The organism is Myroides odoratus (assembly GCF_965118575.1).
GTDB lineage: Bacteria > Bacteroidota > Bacteroidia > Flavobacteriales > Flavobacteriaceae > Flavobacterium > Flavobacterium odoratum_B.
This window is the reverse complement of the sequence record NZ_CBCPHW010000010.1, coordinates 24,161-43,078: the sequence shown is the minus strand read 5'-3', so window position 1 is coordinate 43,078 and position 18,918 is coordinate 24,161. Positions and strand designations below refer to the sequence as shown.

Sequence of the window (18,918 nt, the reverse complement as noted above, 5' to 3'; positions counted from 1 at the left end):
GGTATGTAACTTTTTAGCAAGGTGCAAAGGTATCAATAATCACTTTTTTATGCAATATATCTAAAAGATATTCACTTCAGTTTCTAAATTGATTTCAAAAGTGTTAAACACTTCATTCTGAATTGTTTCGGATAGTTTTTTTATTTCCACTCCTTCCGCTTTTCCATAGTTTACTAATACGAGTGCTTGTTTCTGGTGGACGCCAGCATCGCCAATTCGATATCCTTTGTATCCAATCGTTTCTATTAACCAACCTGCGGGAATTTTAATAGACGCTTCATTAATTGGGTAAGATGGTAGTGTTGGATACTTTTTTAGCAAGATTTCGAATAAGTCTTTGGAAATAATCGGATTTTTGAAAAAACTTCCACTATTCCCTATTTCTGCAGGATTAGGTAATTTACTACTGCGAATCGCAATAACAGCACGACTAATCGCTTGAATGGTTGGAGATGTAATGCCCATAGTGGCTAATTCTGCCTGAATTACACCATAATTAGTATGTAGAATATGGTCTTTTTTGGTCAATTTATAAACGACAGAAAGAATAATGTATTGATCTTTAGCTTCTTTTTTAAAGATACTTTCTCTATAGTCAAATTGGCATTGAGCTTGCGTAAATTCTTCTATTTCTAACGTTTTTATATTCAGTGCTTTACAGCTAATCATAGTGTCTTTAATTTCAACGCCATAAGCACCAATGTTCTGAATAGGTGTAGTACCAACATGCCCCGGAATTAAGGATAAGTTTTCCAATCCACCATAATCCTTCGCCAAGGTCCATTGAACAAAATCATGCCATACTTCGCTAGCCTTTGCTTCGATGAGAATAAAATCATCGTGTTCTTCAATAACCTGAATCCCTTTTAAATTTAGTTTGATTACAAGTGGATCTATATCCTGCGTCAATAACATATTACTTCCTCCACTTAGAACAAAATAGTCTTCGCCAGGAGTAGCTTGGATAAGGTCTTTTAATTCAGCAAGGGAACTGACTTCAATAAAGCGTTTTGCCTTAACGTCAATACCAAAGGTGTTATAGGGTTTTAAAGAGATATTTTCTTGTATCATAGCGTATGAATTGAAATCAGGGTGTTTTATTCTACAGTAAAGATTTTAAAATCTTGGTTGATGGAGTTTAAAAGCATTTCTGTTCGCTCTAAATGGGTATCTGTAATAAACATTTGACCAAACGTATCTAGGTTGACTAATTCTAAAATTTGACGTACCCGAAGCTCATCTAATTTGTCAAAGATATCATCAAATAACAAAATAGGAGAAGTGCCATGTTGCTTCTTTAAAAACTCAAACTGAGCCAATTTTAAAGCAATTAAAAAAGATTTTTGTTGCCCTTGGGATCCAAATTTTTTAATTGGACTTCCTTTGAGTAAAAAAACAAGATCATCTTTGTGAATACCTACAGAAGTATATTGTAAGGCTCGATCTCTTTGTATGTTTTGATCAAATAGCTCACGCATCGTATGGTGTTCTAATTGTGATTCATAAACCAAATGAACCTCATCCTTACTATCGGTTATCAGTTGATGATATTGATTGAAAACAGGAATGAATTCACTTAAAAAATTCCGGCGTATTTCATAAATAGGTTGAGCAATAGTCTCAATTTGCTCATTGTAAATCTCAAGGGTATCCCGATCAAAAAAAGCATTGCTTGCAAAACTCTTCAACAAAGCATTGCGTTGAGTAATTAATTTTTGATGTTGAATCAATAACTGTAAATAGCTACTGTTCATTTGAGAGATAACACTATCCAAGAATTTGCGTCTTGTTTCACTCCCTTCAGTGATTAAATCACTGTCTGAAGGAGAAATAATAACTAGAGGAATAAACCCGAAGTGATCTGAAAAACGCTCGTAGTTTTTATTGTTGCGTTTAAGGATTTTTTTTTGCCCTTTTTTTAAGCTACATAAAATATGCTCACTTTGCTCATTTTTTTCAAACAGACCCTCTATAACAAAAAAATCAGCATCGTGTTTGATGTTTTGTACTGCAATGGGATTAAAATAACTACGCCCATAAGCAATATAATAGATGGAATCTAAAATATTGGTTTTACCAACGCCATTGAGTCCAATAAAACAGTTTATTTTAGCATTAAATTCAAAAGATTTATCTTCAATGTTTTTAAAATTTAGAAGATCTATTTTTTTTAAATACACGGGAATATAGGTGTTTTTAACGAGTGAGTGATAGTATTGTCTAATTTGGTTGCAAATTATCAAAAATATTAATAGTAAGCACTTTTATATTACAATAAAAATCATATTTTTGCCTTTCATTAAACTTTTTATACATGGCAACTTATAATAAAAGAGGTTATAAAGCTCCTAAACCGCAAGACGAAACGGCAGATAACGAATTTGATCAGTATAGTTCAGTTGATACTTCTAAAAGTACTACGGCAGAGGTATTTAATTCCTTAGATCAAGGAGCAAACAAAATGGAAGGTTGGGTAGCGAGAAACCAAAAAGCAATTTTTGGAATCGTTGGAGCAATTGCTTTGGTTACTATTGGTTATGTTGGGTATAATAAGTTTGTAGTTGAACCTAAAAACGAAGAAGCATCTAATGAGATGTTTCAAGCACAAGCCTACTATAATGATGCTTTTACAAACGAAGCAGATAAACAATCTTTATTCAACTTAGCCTTAAATGGTGGAGAAGGTAAATTGGGATTCTTAGGCATTATTGAAAACTATAAAGGTACACAATCAGCTAATCTAGCGCATTATTATGCGGGAACTACTTACCTAAATCAAGGGGAGTATAAAAAAGCGATTGAACAATTAGAACAATATAAATTAGGTTCAGATATCATCGTAGGATCTTTAGCTCTAGGGGCTATTGGAGATGCTTTCTCTGAATTAGGACAACAAGCAGATGCTTTAGAGTATTACAAAAAAGCAGCAGATCACAATAAAAATGATTTCAGTACACCTCGATTCTTATATAAAGCAGGACTTGCTGCTTTAGAAGATGGAAAAAAAGCAGAAGCATTAAAATTATTTACAGAGATTAAGAATAACTACTCAACAGCAATGGAAGCAACGTTAGTAGAATCTTTAATCGGTCTTGCTCAATAATATGGCAACAGCAAATAAAAATTTATCCGCATACGATAAAACAACATTGCCTTCCGCTCAAGATATGAAAGTTGGAATTGTAGTTTCGAATTGGAATGATACAATTACAAATGGTTTATTTGACGGAGCTAAAAAAACACTTTTAGATTGTGGTCTAGCAGAAGAAAGTTTAATTCGTTGGGATGTTCCCGGAAGCTTTGAACTCATCTTTGGTGCGAAACGCATAATCGAGCGCTTTGAAGATTTAGATGCAGTTATTGTTATTGGCTGTGTTATCAAAGGAGAAACGATGCATTTTGAATTTGTTTGTGAAGGCGTTACACACGGAATTAAAGATTTAAACTTAATAGCGGATATTCCAGTTATCTTTTGTGTTCTCACAGATAACACAATTGAACAATCTCTCGCTCGAAGCGGCGGAGATATGGGGAATAAAGGCATAGAGGCCGCGGTCACTGCCCTGAAAATGATTGCTTTAAATCGTTTATAAAAACAAAAAGATAAGCCTGTGTAAAAGCAGGCTTTTTTTTATTATACAAATTGAAAAGTGAAAAAATAGTTAAGGAAGTAATTCCCCTATTTATTTAATTAAATTTGTAGAAATAGAGTAAAAATTTTTAATCAAAAAAAATCTTCATTTTTTAAATGTCTAATATTATTCGATTATTACCAGATCACGTAGCCAATCAAATTGCCGCAGGAGAAGTGGTTCAACGACCCGCTTCTGTTGTTAAGGAATTGATTGAAAATGCGGTTGATGCAGATGCAACGGAAATTAAATTGGTACTGAAAGATGCTGGGAAAACCTTAATTCAAGTAATCGATAATGGCAAGGGAATGAATGAAACCGATGCCAGAATGGCTTTTGAACGCCATGCAACATCAAAAATCTCCAAAGCAGAAGATTTATTTGCCCTACAAACCAAAGGATTTCGAGGTGAAGCCTTAGCGTCTATTGCTGCGATTGCACATGTAGATTTGAAAACGTGTATGCACACAAGTGAACTGGGAACTCACCTGGTGATCGAAGGATCTAAAGTGATGACTCAAGAAGTTACTGTGACACCACCAGGAACCGTTTTCTCCGTTAAAAATCTGTTCTTTAATATCCCTGCAAGAAGAAATTTCTTGAAGTCTAATAATGTCGAATTACGAAATATTATTGATGAATTTGAACGCATTACTTTAGTGCACCCTGCCATTAGTTTTACCCTGATTCACAACGGAAGTGAAGTGTTTAACTTACCGAGCTCTAATTTGCGTCAGCGAATTGTTAATGTATTTGGAGTCAAAACCAATGAAAAATTAGTACCCATCGAAGAGATAACGGAAATCGTTACAATTCGCGGTTTTATTGGTAAACCGGAATTTGCAAAAAAGAGCCGCGGAGAACAGTTCTTTTTTGTTAATGATCGCTTTATTCGAAATGGCTACCTCCATCATTCTGTTTTAGCTGCTTATGAAGGCTTGTTAAAAGACGGAACACAGCCTACTTATTTTATTTATCTAACGGTACCTACTAATTCCATTGATATCAATATTCATCCAACCAAAACAGAGATAAAATTTGACGATGAACAGGCTTTATACAGTATTTTGCGTTCGGCTATTAAACACAGCTTAGGACAGTTTAATGTAGCACCTGTACTTGATTTTCATCGGGATGATGCTTTAGATGTTCCTTATGAGTTTAAGGATAAAGAAGTGGATACCCCTTTGATTGAAATAGATACCCATTATAATCCTTTTAGCAACGAATTCTTAAATCCCGAAGAAGAGATCTTTAATCCATTTAAACAAGCCTCAACGCGCCTGTTAGATGAAGAAAGATCCGATTTTGTAGAAAGAGGATTCAATCCTTTTGAAGAAAGTTCCTTTTTGCGTAAAGAGGAAGAAGTAGAAGAAGTAGATTCTGAAGTTTTTGAAAGTAAAGGGACAACGTCTAAGTCAAATCTCGATTTTTCATCGTTTAAACAAGAAGGAAGAAAAGCCGATGAATCTTTTATTTTTGCTAGTAAATCCAATAAAACCGAAAGTAAAAGATCATCTGCCGCAGAAGTGGGTGCTTGGCAAGAAGTTTTTGAAGGATTAAAAGGAAAAGGAGGTGCAATTGATGTGAGTGGCTTAACTTTTGAAGAAGAAGAAATAACGGGAAGTTTATTTGATGAAAATACGGGAACAACATCTGCTTCTCGTACTTTTCAAATTCAGAGAAAATATATTGTTAGCCCCATTAAATCAGGAATGGTTATTATCAACCAAGGCCGGGCACATCAGCGTATTTTATATGAAAAGTTTATTGGGAATATTACCAAATCAAATGCGGTTTCTCAGCAATTGCTTTTTCCATTAACTTTGTATTATGCACCCTATGAAGTGGTGTTGTTAAAAGAAATCCGAACCTCATTGAAACAAATGGGATTTGATTTCGAAGCGATGAAAGAAGATCACGTTATTTTATCGGGATTACCGGTTAATGTGGCGGAAAGTGAAGCTCAAATTGTTTTAGATGATTTGATTACTAGCTTTCAAGAGGGAATTCCTGAAACCAATTACATCCAAACGGAGCGAATTGCAAAAACATTGGCGCAAAGTTTGGCCGTAAAATCAGGAACAATTTTAAATGAAATAGAACAAGAAGATATTGTGAATTCTTTATTTGGTTGTAAAGAACCCAACATATCGCCATTTATGAAACCTACTTTTATCACGATGAAAGTAGAAGATATTGAACGAAAATTTATACTGTAATGAGAATATCAGAAGGAGTAAAACAGTTATTAATTATAAATATTCTTTTGTTTGTAGGAAGTATGTTCGTGCCTGCAACGTATGACTATTTAGCGATGTATTATTTTGGGAATGCTAAATTTCAATTTTGGCAACCTTTGACTTATATGTTTATGCATGGTGGATATATGCACATATTTTTTAATATGTTCGCCTTATTTTCATTCGGAACTACCTTAGAAACAATTTTTGGAACCAAGCGATTGTACCTTTTATTTTTAGTATCAGGTTTAGGAGCAGCTTTATTGCATATGGGCGTGAATTTCTATGCTGTGTCTCATGGCGTTAGTCAATTAGTTAGTGCAGGTTATCAAGAATCAGAAATCTATGCTTTATTAAGAGGAGGACAGTATAATCTCCAATGGGAATCTGTTTTAGGTTCGGCTGATTTACATGCGCTGCTGTCAGCTTTTAATACACCTGTTGTAGGAGCTTCGGGAGCCGTATATGGATTTTTAGTAGCCTTTGCCTATATGTTTCCTAATGCGGAGTTAATGATGATGTTTATTCCAGTGCCTATTAAAGCAAAGTTCTTTGTGCCTGGAATTTTAGCCATTGACTTAATCGGTGGATTTACTGGAGGTTTTAGCATTTTTGGTGGTGGAACGGGAATTGCCCATTTCGCTCACGTAGGAGGTGCAATTACTGGATTTTTACTAGTGAGGTATTGGAAACAAAATCAGTTCAAACACAATCGTTGGAATTAAGAAGATGAAAGGAATAGATGATTTAAAGAGGAATCTTAAATTAGGAGATAAAGTTCAACTATTGATTATTGCCAATGTTGTGGCTTTTGTTTTGTTATACGGACTTTCAATCGTTTTTTCTGCGGTATATCATAGCGTATTTCCCTATGTCGCTTTTGTAGCGGATGGAGTGGCTACCTTAGGTCGTTTTTGGACCTTTGTATCCTATTCTTTTGTACATGCAAATATTTGGCATTTACTATTGAATATGATTATGTTATTCTTTGTTAGTAATCTTTTCTTTACCTTTTTTTCATCTCGACAATTTTTGTTTGTCTATTTTATTGGAGCAATAGGTGGAAGTATGCTCTATTATTTATGCTCTTTCTTTTTTCAAATGGGATATGGGCTAGTTGGAGCTTCTGCAGCGATTATGGCGCCTCTCATTGCCTTAGCTACTTTTGCTCCTACTATGGAAGTGCGTTTAGCGCTTTTAGGTAGAATAAAAATGATTTATATTGCAGGTGCTATTATTGTCATTGATTTATTCCAATTGTCATCAAGCAATGTAGGTGGACATATTGCCCATTTAGGTGGGGCACTTGTCGGTTTTGGCTATATGGTTTTATTGAAAAAAGGCATTGATCTGGCAAAGCCCAAAAAGCGAACAGCCAAAGAAAAATCAACCTTTAAGAAGGTCTATGTCAATAAAAATGGAGATAAAGAGAACAACAAAGAAAGTAATAAAGAGAACAACAAGGCGGCCGCTGTCCAAAAGCAAATCGATGTTATTTTGGATAAAATTAGCAGGTCTGGATATGAAAGTTTAAGCAAAGATGAAAAGGATTTTCTTTTTCGTCAGGGAAATAAATAAAATATGAGGAAATTATCTTGGTTTAATAAAATTATATTTTCTTTTAATGTTCTGGTTGTACTAGGAACATTATTAGGCTATGTATTGCCTTTTTTAGCCCCAAAATTATTTCCGATTTTATCCGTTTTTACCCTAATTCTGCCCTCTCTTTTATTAATTAATTTTTTCTTTTTACTCTATTGGGGGATTCAAGTAAAAAAGCAAATTATTCTATCTGCTTTAACGCTGTTATTGGGTATTACTTTTATTACTAAGTTTTACAAGATTACAGGCAAAAACGAAGCAACAGCTCAAAATGATATTGTGTTGATGACTTATAATGTTCGTTTATTCAATTTATTTAAATGGATTCCCGATGAGTTAGTACCGCAAAAAATAAAAGAATTTGTTGATTTACAAGATCCCGATATTTTGTGTTTACAAGAATATTCTAAAAGTGCAGGGCTGAGTTTTAAACAATATCCCTATAAATATATAGTTTCACACGGAGATAAAATTATTACCGGACAAGCTATTTACTCTAAATATAGAATCATAGACAAAGGAGAAATTAAATTGCCAAATTCCAATAACAATGTCATCTTTGCGGATTTACTAATTCAATCGGATACAATTCGAGTGTATAGTATTCACTTGCAGTCGGTGAGTATTAGTCCAGATATCCATGAGAAATTGGATGAAGAAAAATCAAAACGCATTTTTAGACGCATTTCAAATGCGTTCAAAGAGCAACAATTGCAATCGGAATTAATCCAGTCCCATATGAAAGATGCTTCTCACCGCAAAGTGATATGCGGGGATATGAATAACAGTGCCTTTTCCTATGTGTATAGCAATATTAAAGGAGACCTCAAAGATGCCTTTACTGAAGCGGGTAGTGGATTTGGAAAAAGCTACGATTTCCCCTATTATCCCATGCGCATCGATTATGTCTTTGTTGATCCGAGTATTGAAGTAAAAGCATTTACTACCTATAGCGATTTTAGAAATTCCGATCACTTTCCAATTGTTACACGTCTCGCTTTTGATGAAAAATAAGGGCATTACTTCTGTTTCGGTAAAGTAAGTGCCAACACCAATGCAAGAGTAGCAAATACAAGTAATACACTTCCTAAGTTACCAATAAGGCTACTGCAATATAAGCCCAAGCCAATAAGTAAGTAATACAATAAACCAAATAGAGCACCTGCCGAACCAAGCGCAGTTTTATAAGGAAGTAGAGCCTGACTTAGAATATTTGGAATAGCAATTCCAAAAGAGGCTACAATCCCTAATACAGGAAGTAAAAACCACATAGAATCGACCAGTAAAAAGACTAATAGCGCATTTACAAGTGCTAAACTAGCTGATAGGAGAATTAGGGTAGAACTTACGATACCTTTAGTGATATAAATTTTATTGAAATAACTTCCTCCAAATGATCCTATAGCTAAGATAATCCCACTATAACCATAGACAGAGGAGTCATATCCATTTAATTCAAAAATAAAAGGAGCAAAGGAATAATAACTAAACAACAAAACGTTGTAGCTCATTATTAACAAAGCATAGCGCCAAATACAGCGATCGGTATACATTTTTTTGGCAAGTAACAAAAGCTCTTTTTTAGTGATTTTAACTTGTGTTGGTTTGGTTTCAGGTAATTGATAATATGCTTTAATAAGCACAAAAAAGGCGAGTATAGCCAATAAAGCAAAAACACCGAAATGCGCCAGAAAAGAAACGGTTATTCCTCCAAAAAATAAACCAATTACGGGGCTAATGGATAGTGCAATTCCCATGATGGAAAAAACTTTATTGAGTTCTAGACCGGTATACCTATCGCGCAGCATGGTTTGGGTAACCACAGATCCCACCGCAATTCCAAATGCCGCTAGTATTCGAGCCGCTAAAAGAAAGGCAAAACTTGGCGCTACTAAAGCAAATGTAGAAGCAAGTAGATAGGTTACCAAACCTCCTAACATGGCTTTTCTTCTCCCAAGATAATCACTTTGAATCCCCCAAAAGATTACACCTAAAGCAAAGGCTATAAAATACGTACTAATAGTTAGTAAGGCCTGTGTTTCTGTAATGTGATAATAGGCTGTAATACTCGGTAAAGCTGGACTGTAAATGGTTTCAACAAACTGAGGAAACATCAGTAGAAGAACCATAAAACTTAGTTGTAATTTTGCTTTCATCTCTTTTTTAGTTACAAAGCAAAATTCCGAAGAATTCAAGCTATCTTTATAACAGGATAAAAGCAAAAAATATCAAAAATCGGACAAATGGCTTATTTGACAAAAGAACAAGAATTAAATTTAAGGCAAATTGAGCAAGAGGTAATCGGTTTGGCTTCAGATCTGGTGCAACATGATTCTGGCTTTCACTGCCATACAGACCATGCACAAATTCTATATGCTCCAAGCGGATGCATGACTTTGCTAACGCGAAATTGTCAAATAATTCTACCCCCACAAAAGATATTGTATATTCCAGCGGGTCTTGAACATCGGGTAACGTTTAGAAATGTGGTAGCTTATCGATCCATCTATTTATCGATTCGAAAAACTGAACTTGTAGACTTAGGGTTACAAGCACGAATCGTTTCTCCTTTATTAGCACAAGTCATTGAGCGAATCTGTTGGTGGGATTGGATAGGAGAGCCAACCGTACAACAGCAACATATACTTCAAGTATTTTGGGATGAATTCTATGAGGCGCAAGAAGTAGACCATGAATTGCGTATTCCTTCGGATTATCGCTTGCAATCCTTCATGCATCAATTTATGCTTGAAAAAAACGTACCTCCTTTTTTACATGAATTTGAAAAACAGGTTGGAGCGAGTCAAAAAACAATTACGCGAATTTTTAAACGCGAAACAGATATGTCTTACCAAGCTTGGCGTCAACAGTGGCGCATTTATCGAGCGATTGAACTTTTAGCTGAAAAAACAACCCTTTCAGAAGTCAGCGATCAATTGAACTTTTCATCCGATAGCGCTTTTATTGAATTTTTTAAAAATCATAGGGGTATAACACCTGCGAAATACTTTAATACGAGGTAGGATTAGTGTGTTTTGAATTTTTTGGAAAACATATAGATCAAGCTCAAAAGTATGATTCCTGCACTGACATACATCGTAGTCGGAATATGATCAATATGGTCTCTGTAATACCAACCCGCGGCAAATGCACCTCCGCCAATCCCTGCTTCTAAGGCGATATACATCGTAGAAATAGCTTTACCCCTTTGATCCGGTGAACTAAAATCAATGGTCCATGCATTTAAGGCAGGAGATAAAACACCAAGGGAAATTCCATACATAAACGCCCCTAAGTATAAGCCATTAACCGATTGGTAAAACGCAATAATGAGAAGTGAGAGAACCAATAAAAATAAGCCAATGTTAATAATTATAACTCTCCCATATCGATCGGATACCTTTCCTGCAAAAAAGCGAACTAACAAAGAAGAAATGGTGAAAATCATAAAGAAAATACCTTTGTTTTCAAGTCCCAAATGGCCCGTCCAATCTGGAATTAAAGTCAAAATAACCCCATAAGCGATATAGGATAAAAAAGTAACTAAAGCGGCGGGAAAAACATTGAAATCAAACAAATCTTTGCGAGAAATTCTAAAAAGTGAAAAGGAAAATTTCTCTTTTTCTTTGAGTGTTTCCTTCATATTCAACAAAATCAAAATCGATAAGAGTGCAAATAAAGCCGAAGTATAAAACAAAAAATTAATAGAAGTGTAAATTTTTATGGTACTGCCAATTGCTGGACCAATGGCCATCCCTGTACTAAAACAAATGCCGTGTAATCCCAAGGCTTCCCCCCAGCGTTCTTTCGGAACAATATCTGCCACATAAGCTGCAGTAGCTGTAGGCTTAAATCCAGTTGAAAAACCATGTAATAATCGCAAGAATAAAAAACCAGAAACCGTGGTTAAAATAGGGTAGAGTAAACTGCAAACAAAACAAACAATCGAACCAATGGCCATAATGGGAACTCGTCCTATTTTATCGGTTAATTTTCCACTGAAAGGCCTTGAAATTCCCGCTGTAATCGTAAACAATCCAATGATTAATCCTTTGTATTCCGCTCCACCTAAACTCGATAAATAATCAGGTAATTCTGGAATTAGCATATTAAAACTAGCAGAGAATAACAAAGAACTCAAACAAACTAAAATAAATTGTAGGTTGTATATGGGATGCATCGATGGGGAAAGTGAAGACATAGTTGAAATGAATTGCCGCAAATTTATTGGAATAAATCGGTCTAAACAACCTTACACCCAGGTTATTTTAAAAAAACACAACCCTTTTATTTGGTTCAAAAGACTGTAAATAAAGGGGGTGTTGTTTATTTTAAATTTTGTATTCAAAAAAACTTTTATCGTCCCGTTGTTCGATAAAAGTAAAAGACATGCGTTCGATCATGCGAACTGATTTTTCATTTGCTGTTTGTGCAACGCCAATAATACGTCGGATATAGGGCTCTTGTTGCTTGATGAGGTCAATTAATCCCCAGGTTCCTTCCGTTCCATAGCCTCCTTTCCAAAAAGCTCTCCCAATGGAAAAACCTATTTCCGCAGACTCCTGATCGAGAATCGTATATACAGCAGTACCCATCAATTGATTCGTTTCTTTGTGAACAATAGCACAACGAAATTTTTTGCCTGATCGATGCTCTTGTTCTACCTGTTCAAGATAACCATCAATTTCATCAAGGGTTTCAAAAGGCGGTGTAGTCCGGTATTGCATGGCTTCTTTATCGGAGTAAATAGCAAATAAAGCTTCTTTGTCTTTGAGCGTTAAAAGCCTAAAGAACGTTCTTTTCATTTCTAACAGCATCGTATTTGAGAAGATAGTTTACTACAAAATAAGGCTTTTTGGTTGAATAAAAAAAATGCCCTATACGAAATTAGGGGACGTATAGGGCAAAAGTAGTATGAAAAAACGTTTTGAATAAAAACACAACTACTGTGCCAATATGCTTTATTTGGTTGTGAAAAATAAAAAAATAAAGGTGAAATTAGAACGGCTTTATGAAGTACTTTTAGAGTACCCTAGATGCCATTTTTTTTTAGCTCTAACACCTATTTATCTTTAAAATGCAGTAAATTAGAAGAAATTAAATACAAGCAATTCATGACAATACAAGAAGTACAAGGTATTCGCAAACAGTTTGAGTATTATCGCTTATTAGCAGATAAAACAATCTTGCTGTTATCTCAAGAGGAAATGAATTGGCAATACAATGAAGAAAGTAATTCTATTGCTATGTTGATGCGTCATATATCGGGAAATTTAACGTCGCGTTTCACCAATTTTTTTACAGAAGATGGAGAAAAAGAGTGGAGAGATAGAGATCGTGAATTTGCTGTTGGAATTTATGATAGGCATGAATTAATAACCAATTGGGAAAAAAGCTGGACAATCTTATTTGAGGTATTGGATACAATTACCTCTGAAAATATTGAGGCTAAGATCAAAATTAGAAATCAAGATCATACCGTGGGTGAAGCCTTGTACCGTCAATTGGCGCATTATCCCTATCATATTGGACAAATCGTATTTATTGGTAAATTGATCAAAAATCAAGCTTGGCAATCACTATCAATTCCCCGTAATCAATCGCAAGATTACAATCAAGAGAAATTTAGTAAGCCAAGTTCAGATACGCATTTTACGGATGATTTTTTAAAAAAATAGACTAAAAAAAATAGACCGAAAAACGGCCCCAAAAAAACAAAATAAACTCTTTTGACAGTATTGAAATGTGAATCGTACATTCATATTTTATATATTTGTTGAAACACGATTAAAGAATCAATTATGAAATTAAACACAATGGCATGTATTGTATTAGCTTCGGCAATGGCAATATCATGTGGAAAAAACAAAGAAAAGGAAGTAGAAAAAGATACAGTGGAAGCAACCGATAATTTTGAATTTAGTGTAGATCAGTTTGCTGATATTGAAGTTTTGAGATATCAAATTCCAGGTTGGGAAGATTTGACCTTGAAAGAAAAAGAATTAGTTTACTATTTAAGTCAAGCAGGATATGCTGGACGCGATATTATTTGGGACCAGAATTATAAACACAATTTAAAAATTCGCCAAGCCTTAGAAAGTATTTATGTAAACTATGCAGGCGATAAAGGAACAGATGATTGGAAAAACTTCGTTGTTTACGTAAAAAGAGTATGGTTCTCCAATGGTATTCACCACCATTATTCGAATGAGAAAATCAAACCTGGTTTCAATAAAGCGTATTTCACAACTTTGTTAGAAGCAACGAAAACAACTTTAGATGCAGGGGTTGCCGATATATTATTTAATGAGGTAGACAACAAAAAAGTAAATCTTGATTTAGCCAAAGGCTTAGTAGAAGGTTCTGCCGTTAATTTCTATGGAGATGGAATTTCTGAAGCTGAGGTAGAAGCGTTTTATAACAAAATGAAAAGCCCCGATCCTTTGCGCCCACTTTCTACAGGATTAAATTCTAAAGTAGTAAAGGAAAATGGCAAACTAGTTGAGAAAGTTTGGAAAAGCGGCGGAATGTATGGCCAAGCGATTGACAAAATCATTTTTTGGTTGGAAAAAGCAGTAACGGTTGCTGAAAATCAAAAACAAGCAGATGCGTTGAAACTATTAATCAAATACTACCAAACGGGTGATCTAAAAACATGGGACGATTACAATGTAGCATGGGTTGGAGCAACGGAAGGTAATATTGATTACAACAACGGATTTATCGAAGTATATAATGATCCATTAGGACACAAAGCTTCTTATGAAAGTGTAGTACAAATCAAAGACTTTGACATGTCTAAGAAAATGGAAGTACTTACTAAAGAAGCCCAATGGTTTGAAGACAATTCACCGTTAATGGCGGAGCACAAAAAGAAAAACGTTACGGGAGTTACTTATAAAACGGTAATTGTTGCTTCTGAATCTGGAGACTCTTCGCCTTCAACACCAATTGGTGTAAACTTGCCAAATGCAGATTGGATTAGAGCCGAACACGGATCAAAATCAATTTCATTGGGTAATATTATCGATTCGTATAATCACGCTGGAGGATCAGGTAAACTAAAAGAGTTTGCAAATGATGAGCAGGAAGTACAATTGGAAGAGAAATATGGCGAATTAGCCGATAAATTACACACCGCTTTGCATGAGGTAATTGGACATGCTTCGGGACAAATCAACCCAGGAATCGGTCAACCAAAAGAAACCCTAAAAAGCTATGCTTCAACTTTAGAAGAAGGACGTGCTGATTTAGTTGGTTTATTCTATTTATACAACCCTAAATTACAAGAAATAGGATTGGTAGAAGATTGGAAATCGGTTGGTATGGCTGCTTATGATGGATATATCAGAAATGGATTAATGACGCAATTAGTTCGCCTTGAACCAGGAGCAGATATTGAAGAGGCTCATATGAGAAACCGCCAATGGGTAAGTGCTTGGGTGTTCGAAAAAGGTAAAAAAGACAATGTAATTGAGAAAGTAGTGCGCGATGGAAAAACCTATTTCAATATTACGAACTACGAAAAATTACACGCTCTATTTGGAGAATTACTAAAAGAAACGCAACGCATCAAATCAGAAGGAGACTACAATGCAGCTAAAAAATTAGTAGAAACCTATGGAGTGAAAGTCGATCAAGCTATCCACAAAGAAGTACTTGAACGCAATTCGAAGTTTAATGCTGCACCCTATAGAGGATTTGTAAATCCATATATTGTTCCAGTTACAAATGATAAAGGTGAAGTTACAGATTATGTAATTAAACAACCTAAAACATTTGAAGAACAAATGTTATTCTATGCAAAAGAATACAATTTCTTACCTGTAGAGAATTAATTAATACCCTAAAATAGGAAAGCCAACTTGAAAAAGTTGGCTTTCCTATTTTGTATTAGATTCAAAATAAGCACTCGGGCGTTTGCCTAAGAGTTTAGTAAAGACATTGCTGTAGGATTGTGCACTCGTATAACCCACGCGAAAAGCAATCTCACCAATCGTTAAATGCCCTTCACTTAAGAGCTCCAAGGATTTAATGATGCGTACCATTTGAATGTATTTAGCCAAACTAATACCCGTTTCTTTTTTAAATTGCCGTTCTAAAGTTCGCATGCTTATAAAACTTTTTGCCGCTAGATCTTCAATTGAAATAGCAGTAGTATAGGATCGATGAATAGAAGCGGTAACAGCTAATAAATGAGCCGATTTGGGTACTGGAGCAATCAAGGGAATTGACGCTTGAATAAACGAAGGCAGTTCTTCTAAAATGGCTAGTAAAAAGGTTTGTTCACTTTGCAGATATTTTCTATTTAAGGACCATTTTTCCGTGTACATAATCATCTCTCTCAATACGGTCGGAACAGAAAATAAATACAAATCATCATAAAAAGGAGGCATTCCATCTGTATTAAAATATAAAGTGCGCAAAGAAACAGATTCAGAAGCAGAGGTCGTTTTATGCGGGAGGTTCGACGGAATCCAAGCCGCATGATTTTGAGGCAGCAAAAACTGGTTGTCTTGGGTGTGTAGATATTGGTAACCCGATTCTACAAAAACAAGCTGTGCTTTGTGGTGATGGTGAAACTCATTGTTGTGTTTCCAGTTTTCTGCATGCCAAACAAAACCATTTTTATTGACTTGATCGACTAATTCGGGTCCATACATATTTGTCGTTTTAGTTATGATATATGCCGAATATAATCATTTATTTCCTTTTAATTTTGACCTGTCAAACAAATGCAACAAATAAATATGAGCAATACGATACCTAAGCACCTGGAAAAAACTTCAAAGATGAAAGAAATCTTGATGTTACTCGGCGTTATCTTTATTGCGTCAAATCTTCGTGCACCTCTAACTTCAGTAGGCCCTGTGATTGGTGAAATAAGTAAAGCTTTAGTTTTATCAAATACCACTGCTGGACTAGTTACAACGATTCCTTTAATGGCTTTTGCTTTTCTGTCGGGTATTGTTCCAAGGTTTTCTCGAAAATACGGAATGGAAGTGGTATTGCTACTGTCCTTAATTTTATTGAGCATTGGCTTATTCATTCGTCCTTTGGGAAGTATTGTTTCTCTATTTCTAGGAGCGGCTTTAGTGGGGACGGCTATTACCGTTGGAAATGTATTAATGCCCGCTTTTATTAAAAACAATTTCCCACATAAAGTGGGAAGTATGATGGGTATCTATTCGGTGGCAATGAATCTAACAGCAGCCTTGGCCGCAGGATTTAGTATCCATTTGGGGTCAACTACTGCGATGGGATGGAAAGGGTCTATTGGTATTTGGTTGATTCTTTCGTTGGTAACGATTTTGGTGTGGATTCCACAAGTAAAAAAGAAGAAGGAAGATAAAATAAAAGGCGACTTTGCCCTAGATGAACCAACAGTTAAACTGTATAAATCAGGCTTAGCTTGGGCAGTAACGGTTTTTATGGGCGTTCAATCTCTCTTATTTTATTGTTTAGCGGCTTGGTTACCCAAAATAATGCAAACCTGGGGAATGTCCGTAGAAGACTCTGGATGGATTTTGTCTTATGTACAATTTGCACAATTACCCATGACTTTTATTGGAGCAATCATCGCAAGTAAAATGAACAATCAAAAAGGCTTAGCTATTGGGGTTGGCGTTTTGTTCTTGACAGGAATTTTGGGTATTATCATTTTCCGAACGCAGTATATTGTACTTTGGTGTATTCTAATTGGATTAGCCAGTGGATTGGCCTTTAGTTTATCCATGTTGTTATTTGTTTTGCGTACCAGAAGTACAGTGCAAGCATCGGAATTATCAGGTATGGCACAATCTTTTGGCTACCTTATTGCCGCTTGTGGTCCACCTATCTTTGGAGCATTATTTGACCTGTCGAAAGATTGGATTTATTCTTTAGTATTCCTGTTGGTGATGTCCACTACACTTTTGATTTCGGGAATTATTGCAGGAAAAGAGAGTTGGGTGAAATAAATCAAAAAAACGGGTGATCCTATTGCAGTAACACTATAAAAATATAAAATAAACGTATATAACAAAAGGAAGCCAATACGCTTCCTTTTGCTTTAATCTATAGAGTTGATAGTGTGATAATATATAGACAACTGTATAAAAAATGTATAAGGTGAATTAATAATTAATTTATACAGTGGTAAAACTAGGCAAAAAAATTGAAAGATTTATTTTCTTTCCTTAAATAAAGAGATTATTTTCTTACAAATCTATATTTTTCTTGCCCATTTAATGTTTCAATTTGTAGTAAATACGTCCCTCTCGCTAGGTGGCGAACATCCAATTGATAAAAACCATTTTGTATGGAGATAACAGGATGAAGCTTTTTGCCTGTTAGATCATACACTTGAAAAGTAGCTTCTAATTCAGTTTGAATTAGTAGATAATCATGCGTTGGATTTGGATAGATTGAAAAATTAGTATTACCAAATTTCAACGTACTTAAAGTTTCGATTGTAACCACAGCTTGTTTGGTATACGTTTCGCTACAACTTGTAACAGTGAGCGTAACTGTAAATACCCCTGTTTGTTCGTAAACGTGAACAGGGTTTGGTTCATTAGAAGTTTTACCATCACCAAAATCCCAATGAACCTGTTCAAAAGAAGCCGTTGTATTGGTGAAGGTTACTGTTGGTACATCCATAGTTTCAAATTCAAAAGTAGCCTCATTGGTGTAGTGTACACCCACAAACCATTGTTCTAAATCATCGTAAACGAGCTCTTTTACAAGGCGTTTGATGTTACGTGCTTGTTCAGTAGTTAATCCAGTATTGAATGAAATTGTAGTAGGGTCTTTTTTGTAGATAAGAGTGTAAAAAGTATAAGCAGCTACCATAGACCCCAGTAAGGAAGGATGAGATTTATCTGCATCGTATAGTTCATATACAGGATATTGCTGACGAATTTTGCGCCATACTCTACCTACTGGAGATACATGTGCTTTGTTTGCTATAGCTAAACGCATATAGGTATAGTAGATTCTATCATCCATGGTTTCATAGGTGCACATATGGGTTAATCCGCGATTGCAATTTGTTTTATCTCCCTCTTTATAACCCCAAGTCATATAAAATAACGTCTTTGCACAGGGCGATGAGTTTTTAATGCGATCATTTAATACAGCAGCGTAAGGAAAGGTGTAGTAATCATCCAAAGCAGGACGTTGGCTCTGGTCTTGTAAGATAACGTAGTCCCATGCTTTGCTATTGAGCTTAGTAGTAACAGCAGGGTTATACATATGATCTTGAAGAGAAAGACCTGGACCTGTGGTTGAATCATATTCCAATACATCTCCCATGGACTGAGCTGTCTTTTGGATTAAGCTTGGTAAATTATTGTAATAGGTATAGCTATTACCTAAAAAATAAACCTTTTTATGCAGTTGCCCATAGGACAAAATTGAGGTTGAAATAAAAATAAATAAGAGGTAGAATTGTTTCATAG

17 protein-coding genes are annotated in these 18,918 nt (G+C 35.2%); 10 read left to right on the top strand and 7 right to left on the bottom strand.

The annotated features are described in order from the left end of the window. Nucleotides 1–60: 60 nt before the first annotated feature. Nucleotides 61–1,071 carry a UDP-N-acetylmuramate dehydrogenase gene (gene murB, locus ACMHJ2_RS09850; RefSeq protein ID WP_413512727.1) on the bottom strand — a complete coding sequence of 337 codons (1,011 nt, stop codon included), beginning with the start codon at nucleotides 1,069–1,071 and terminating at the stop codon, nucleotides 61–63. Nucleotides 1,072–1,097: 26 nt separating this feature from the next. After that, on the bottom strand, nucleotides 1,098–2,180 hold the full coding sequence (gene recF / locus ACMHJ2_RS09845; protein ID WP_413512726.1) for a DNA replication/repair protein RecF: 1,083 nt from the start codon (nucleotides 2,178–2,180) through the stop codon (nucleotides 1,098–1,100). Between the two features lie 134 nt (nucleotides 2,181–2,314). Between recF and ACMHJ2_RS09840 the strand changes: the two genes are divergently transcribed. From ACMHJ2_RS09840 to ACMHJ2_RS09815, 6 genes are all read left to right on the top strand, one after another. Next, nucleotides 2,315–3,103: a tetratricopeptide repeat protein gene (locus ACMHJ2_RS09840; RefSeq protein ID WP_413512725.1), complete on the top strand. Its 789-nt coding sequence runs from the start codon at nucleotides 2,315–2,317 to the stop codon at nucleotides 3,101–3,103. A 1-nt stretch (nucleotide 3,104) separates the two neighbouring features. Continuing rightward, nucleotides 3,105–3,593 carry a 6,7-dimethyl-8-ribityllumazine synthase gene (ribH, locus tag ACMHJ2_RS09835; RefSeq protein ID WP_413512724.1) on the top strand — a complete coding sequence of 163 codons (489 nt, stop codon included), beginning with the start codon at nucleotides 3,105–3,107 and terminating at the stop codon, nucleotides 3,591–3,593. Between the two features lie 155 nt (nucleotides 3,594–3,748). Beyond that, nucleotides 3,749–5,854 (top strand): DNA mismatch repair endonuclease MutL, encoded by a 2,106-nt coding sequence (gene mutL / locus ACMHJ2_RS09830; protein WP_413512723.1) that lies wholly within the window; start codon nucleotides 3,749–3,751, stop codon nucleotides 5,852–5,854. After that, entirely contained in the window at nucleotides 5,854–6,600 is a 747-nt protein-coding gene (locus tag ACMHJ2_RS09825; RefSeq protein WP_413512722.1) for a rhomboid family intramembrane serine protease, read from the top strand. The genes mutL and ACMHJ2_RS09825 overlap by 1 nt, the downstream gene beginning before the upstream one ends. Before the next feature lie 4 nt (nucleotides 6,601–6,604). Beyond that, complete coding sequence (locus tag ACMHJ2_RS09820) at nucleotides 6,605–7,453, top strand: rhomboid family intramembrane serine protease (RefSeq protein WP_413512721.1); 849 nt, start codon at nucleotides 6,605–6,607, stop codon at nucleotides 7,451–7,453. A 3-nt stretch (nucleotides 7,454–7,456) separates the two neighbouring features. After that, nucleotides 7,457–8,491: an endonuclease/exonuclease/phosphatase family protein gene (locus ACMHJ2_RS09815; protein ID WP_413512720.1), complete on the top strand. Its 1,035-nt coding sequence runs from the start codon at nucleotides 7,457–7,459 to the stop codon at nucleotides 8,489–8,491. Nucleotides 8,492–8,496: 5 nt separating this feature from the next. On the opposite strand, the gene ACMHJ2_RS09810 is transcribed toward ACMHJ2_RS09815, so the two are convergent. Next, nucleotides 8,497–9,633, bottom strand: coding sequence for an MFS transporter (locus tag ACMHJ2_RS09810; RefSeq protein ID WP_413512719.1), 1,137 nt, complete (start codon nucleotides 9,631–9,633; stop codon nucleotides 8,497–8,499). Nucleotides 9,634–9,720: 87 nt separating this feature from the next. On the opposite strand from ACMHJ2_RS09810, the gene ACMHJ2_RS09805 reads away from it, so the two are divergent. After that, on the top strand, nucleotides 9,721–10,500 hold the full coding sequence (locus tag ACMHJ2_RS09805) for an AraC family transcriptional regulator (RefSeq protein WP_413512718.1): 780 nt from the start codon (nucleotides 9,721–9,723) through the stop codon (nucleotides 10,498–10,500). A gap of 2 nt (nucleotides 10,501–10,502) precedes the next feature. Here ACMHJ2_RS09805 and ACMHJ2_RS09800 read toward each other — a convergent pair whose 3' ends face one another. Both ACMHJ2_RS09800 and ACMHJ2_RS09795 read right to left on the bottom strand, forming a co-directional pair. Next, nucleotides 10,503–11,678 carry an MFS transporter gene (locus tag ACMHJ2_RS09800; RefSeq protein ID WP_413512717.1) on the bottom strand — a complete coding sequence of 392 codons (1,176 nt, stop codon included), beginning with the start codon at nucleotides 11,676–11,678 and terminating at the stop codon, nucleotides 10,503–10,505. A 130-nt stretch (nucleotides 11,679–11,808) separates the two neighbouring features. Next, nucleotides 11,809–12,282 carry a GNAT family N-acetyltransferase gene (locus tag ACMHJ2_RS09795; RefSeq protein ID WP_413512716.1) on the bottom strand — a complete coding sequence of 158 codons (474 nt, stop codon included), beginning with the start codon at nucleotides 12,280–12,282 and terminating at the stop codon, nucleotides 11,809–11,811. Between the two features lie 309 nt (nucleotides 12,283–12,591). Between ACMHJ2_RS09795 and ACMHJ2_RS09790 the strand changes: the two genes are divergently transcribed. Next, nucleotides 12,592–13,155 (top strand): DUF1572 family protein, encoded by a 564-nt coding sequence (locus tag ACMHJ2_RS09790; protein ID WP_413512715.1) that lies wholly within the window; start codon nucleotides 12,592–12,594, stop codon nucleotides 13,153–13,155. Between the two features lie 123 nt (nucleotides 13,156–13,278). Further along, entirely contained in the window at nucleotides 13,279–15,315 is a 2,037-nt protein-coding gene (locus ACMHJ2_RS09785) for a dipeptidyl-peptidase 3 family protein (protein WP_413512714.1), read from the top strand. A 45-nt stretch (nucleotides 15,316–15,360) separates the two neighbouring features. Here ACMHJ2_RS09785 and ACMHJ2_RS09780 read toward each other — a convergent pair whose 3' ends face one another. Continuing rightward, the gene (locus tag ACMHJ2_RS09780; RefSeq protein WP_413512713.1) at nucleotides 15,361–16,140 is read right to left on the bottom strand and encodes a helix-turn-helix domain-containing protein; all 780 of its coding nucleotides are present in this window, start codon (nucleotides 16,138–16,140) and stop codon (nucleotides 15,361–15,363) included. Nucleotides 16,141–16,269: 129 nt separating this feature from the next. Between ACMHJ2_RS09780 and ACMHJ2_RS09775 the strand changes: the two genes are divergently transcribed. Further along, complete coding sequence (locus ACMHJ2_RS09775; RefSeq protein WP_413512712.1) at nucleotides 16,270–17,436, top strand: CynX/NimT family MFS transporter; 1,167 nt, start codon at nucleotides 16,270–16,272, stop codon at nucleotides 17,434–17,436. Between the two features lie 232 nt (nucleotides 17,437–17,668). On the opposite strand, the gene ACMHJ2_RS09770 is transcribed toward ACMHJ2_RS09775, so the two are convergent. Beyond that, a complete protein-coding gene (locus ACMHJ2_RS09770; protein WP_413512711.1) occupies nucleotides 17,669–18,916 on the bottom strand; it encodes a PKD domain-containing protein in 1,248 nt (415 codons plus the stop codon). Between the last annotated feature and the right edge of the window lie 2 nt (nucleotides 18,917–18,918).

Coding starts and splice junctions, on each gene's coding strand:
- murB (WP_413512727.1), bottom strand. CDS start 1,071: ATGATACAAGAAAATATCTCTTTAAAACCCTATAACACCTTTGGTATT.
- ACMHJ2_RS09840 (WP_413512725.1), top strand. CDS start 2,315: ATGGCAACTTATAATAAAAGAGGTTATAAAGCTCCTAAACCGCAAGAC.
- ribH (WP_413512724.1), top strand. CDS start 3,105: ATGGCAACAGCAAATAAAAATTTATCCGCATACGATAAAACAACATTG.
- mutL (WP_413512723.1), top strand. CDS start 3,749: ATGTCTAATATTATTCGATTATTACCAGATCACGTAGCCAATCAAATT.
- ACMHJ2_RS09825 (WP_413512722.1), top strand. CDS start 5,854: ATGAGAATATCAGAAGGAGTAAAACAGTTATTAATTATAAATATTCTT.
- ACMHJ2_RS09820 (WP_413512721.1), top strand. CDS start 6,605: ATGAAAGGAATAGATGATTTAAAGAGGAATCTTAAATTAGGAGATAAA.
- ACMHJ2_RS09815 (WP_413512720.1), top strand. CDS start 7,457: ATGAGGAAATTATCTTGGTTTAATAAAATTATATTTTCTTTTAATGTT.
- ACMHJ2_RS09810 (WP_413512719.1), bottom strand. CDS start 9,633: ATGAAAGCAAAATTACAACTAAGTTTTATGGTTCTTCTACTGATGTTT.
- ACMHJ2_RS09805 (WP_413512718.1), top strand. CDS start 9,721: ATGGCTTATTTGACAAAAGAACAAGAATTAAATTTAAGGCAAATTGAG.
- ACMHJ2_RS09800 (WP_413512717.1), bottom strand. CDS start 11,678: ATGTCTTCACTTTCCCCATCGATGCATCCCATATACAACCTACAATTT.
- ACMHJ2_RS09795 (WP_413512716.1), bottom strand. CDS start 12,282: ATGAAAAGAACGTTCTTTAGGCTTTTAACGCTCAAAGACAAAGAAGCT.
- ACMHJ2_RS09790 (WP_413512715.1), top strand. CDS start 12,592: ATGACAATACAAGAAGTACAAGGTATTCGCAAACAGTTTGAGTATTAT.
- ACMHJ2_RS09785 (WP_413512714.1), top strand. CDS start 13,279: ATGAAATTAAACACAATGGCATGTATTGTATTAGCTTCGGCAATGGCA.
- ACMHJ2_RS09780 (WP_413512713.1), bottom strand. CDS start 16,140: ATGTATGGACCCGAATTAGTCGATCAAGTCAATAAAAATGGTTTTGTT.
- ACMHJ2_RS09775 (WP_413512712.1), top strand. CDS start 16,270: ATGAAAGAAATCTTGATGTTACTCGGCGTTATCTTTATTGCGTCAAAT.
- ACMHJ2_RS09770 (WP_413512711.1), bottom strand. CDS start 18,916: ATGAAACAATTCTACCTCTTATTTATTTTTATTTCAACCTCAATTTTG.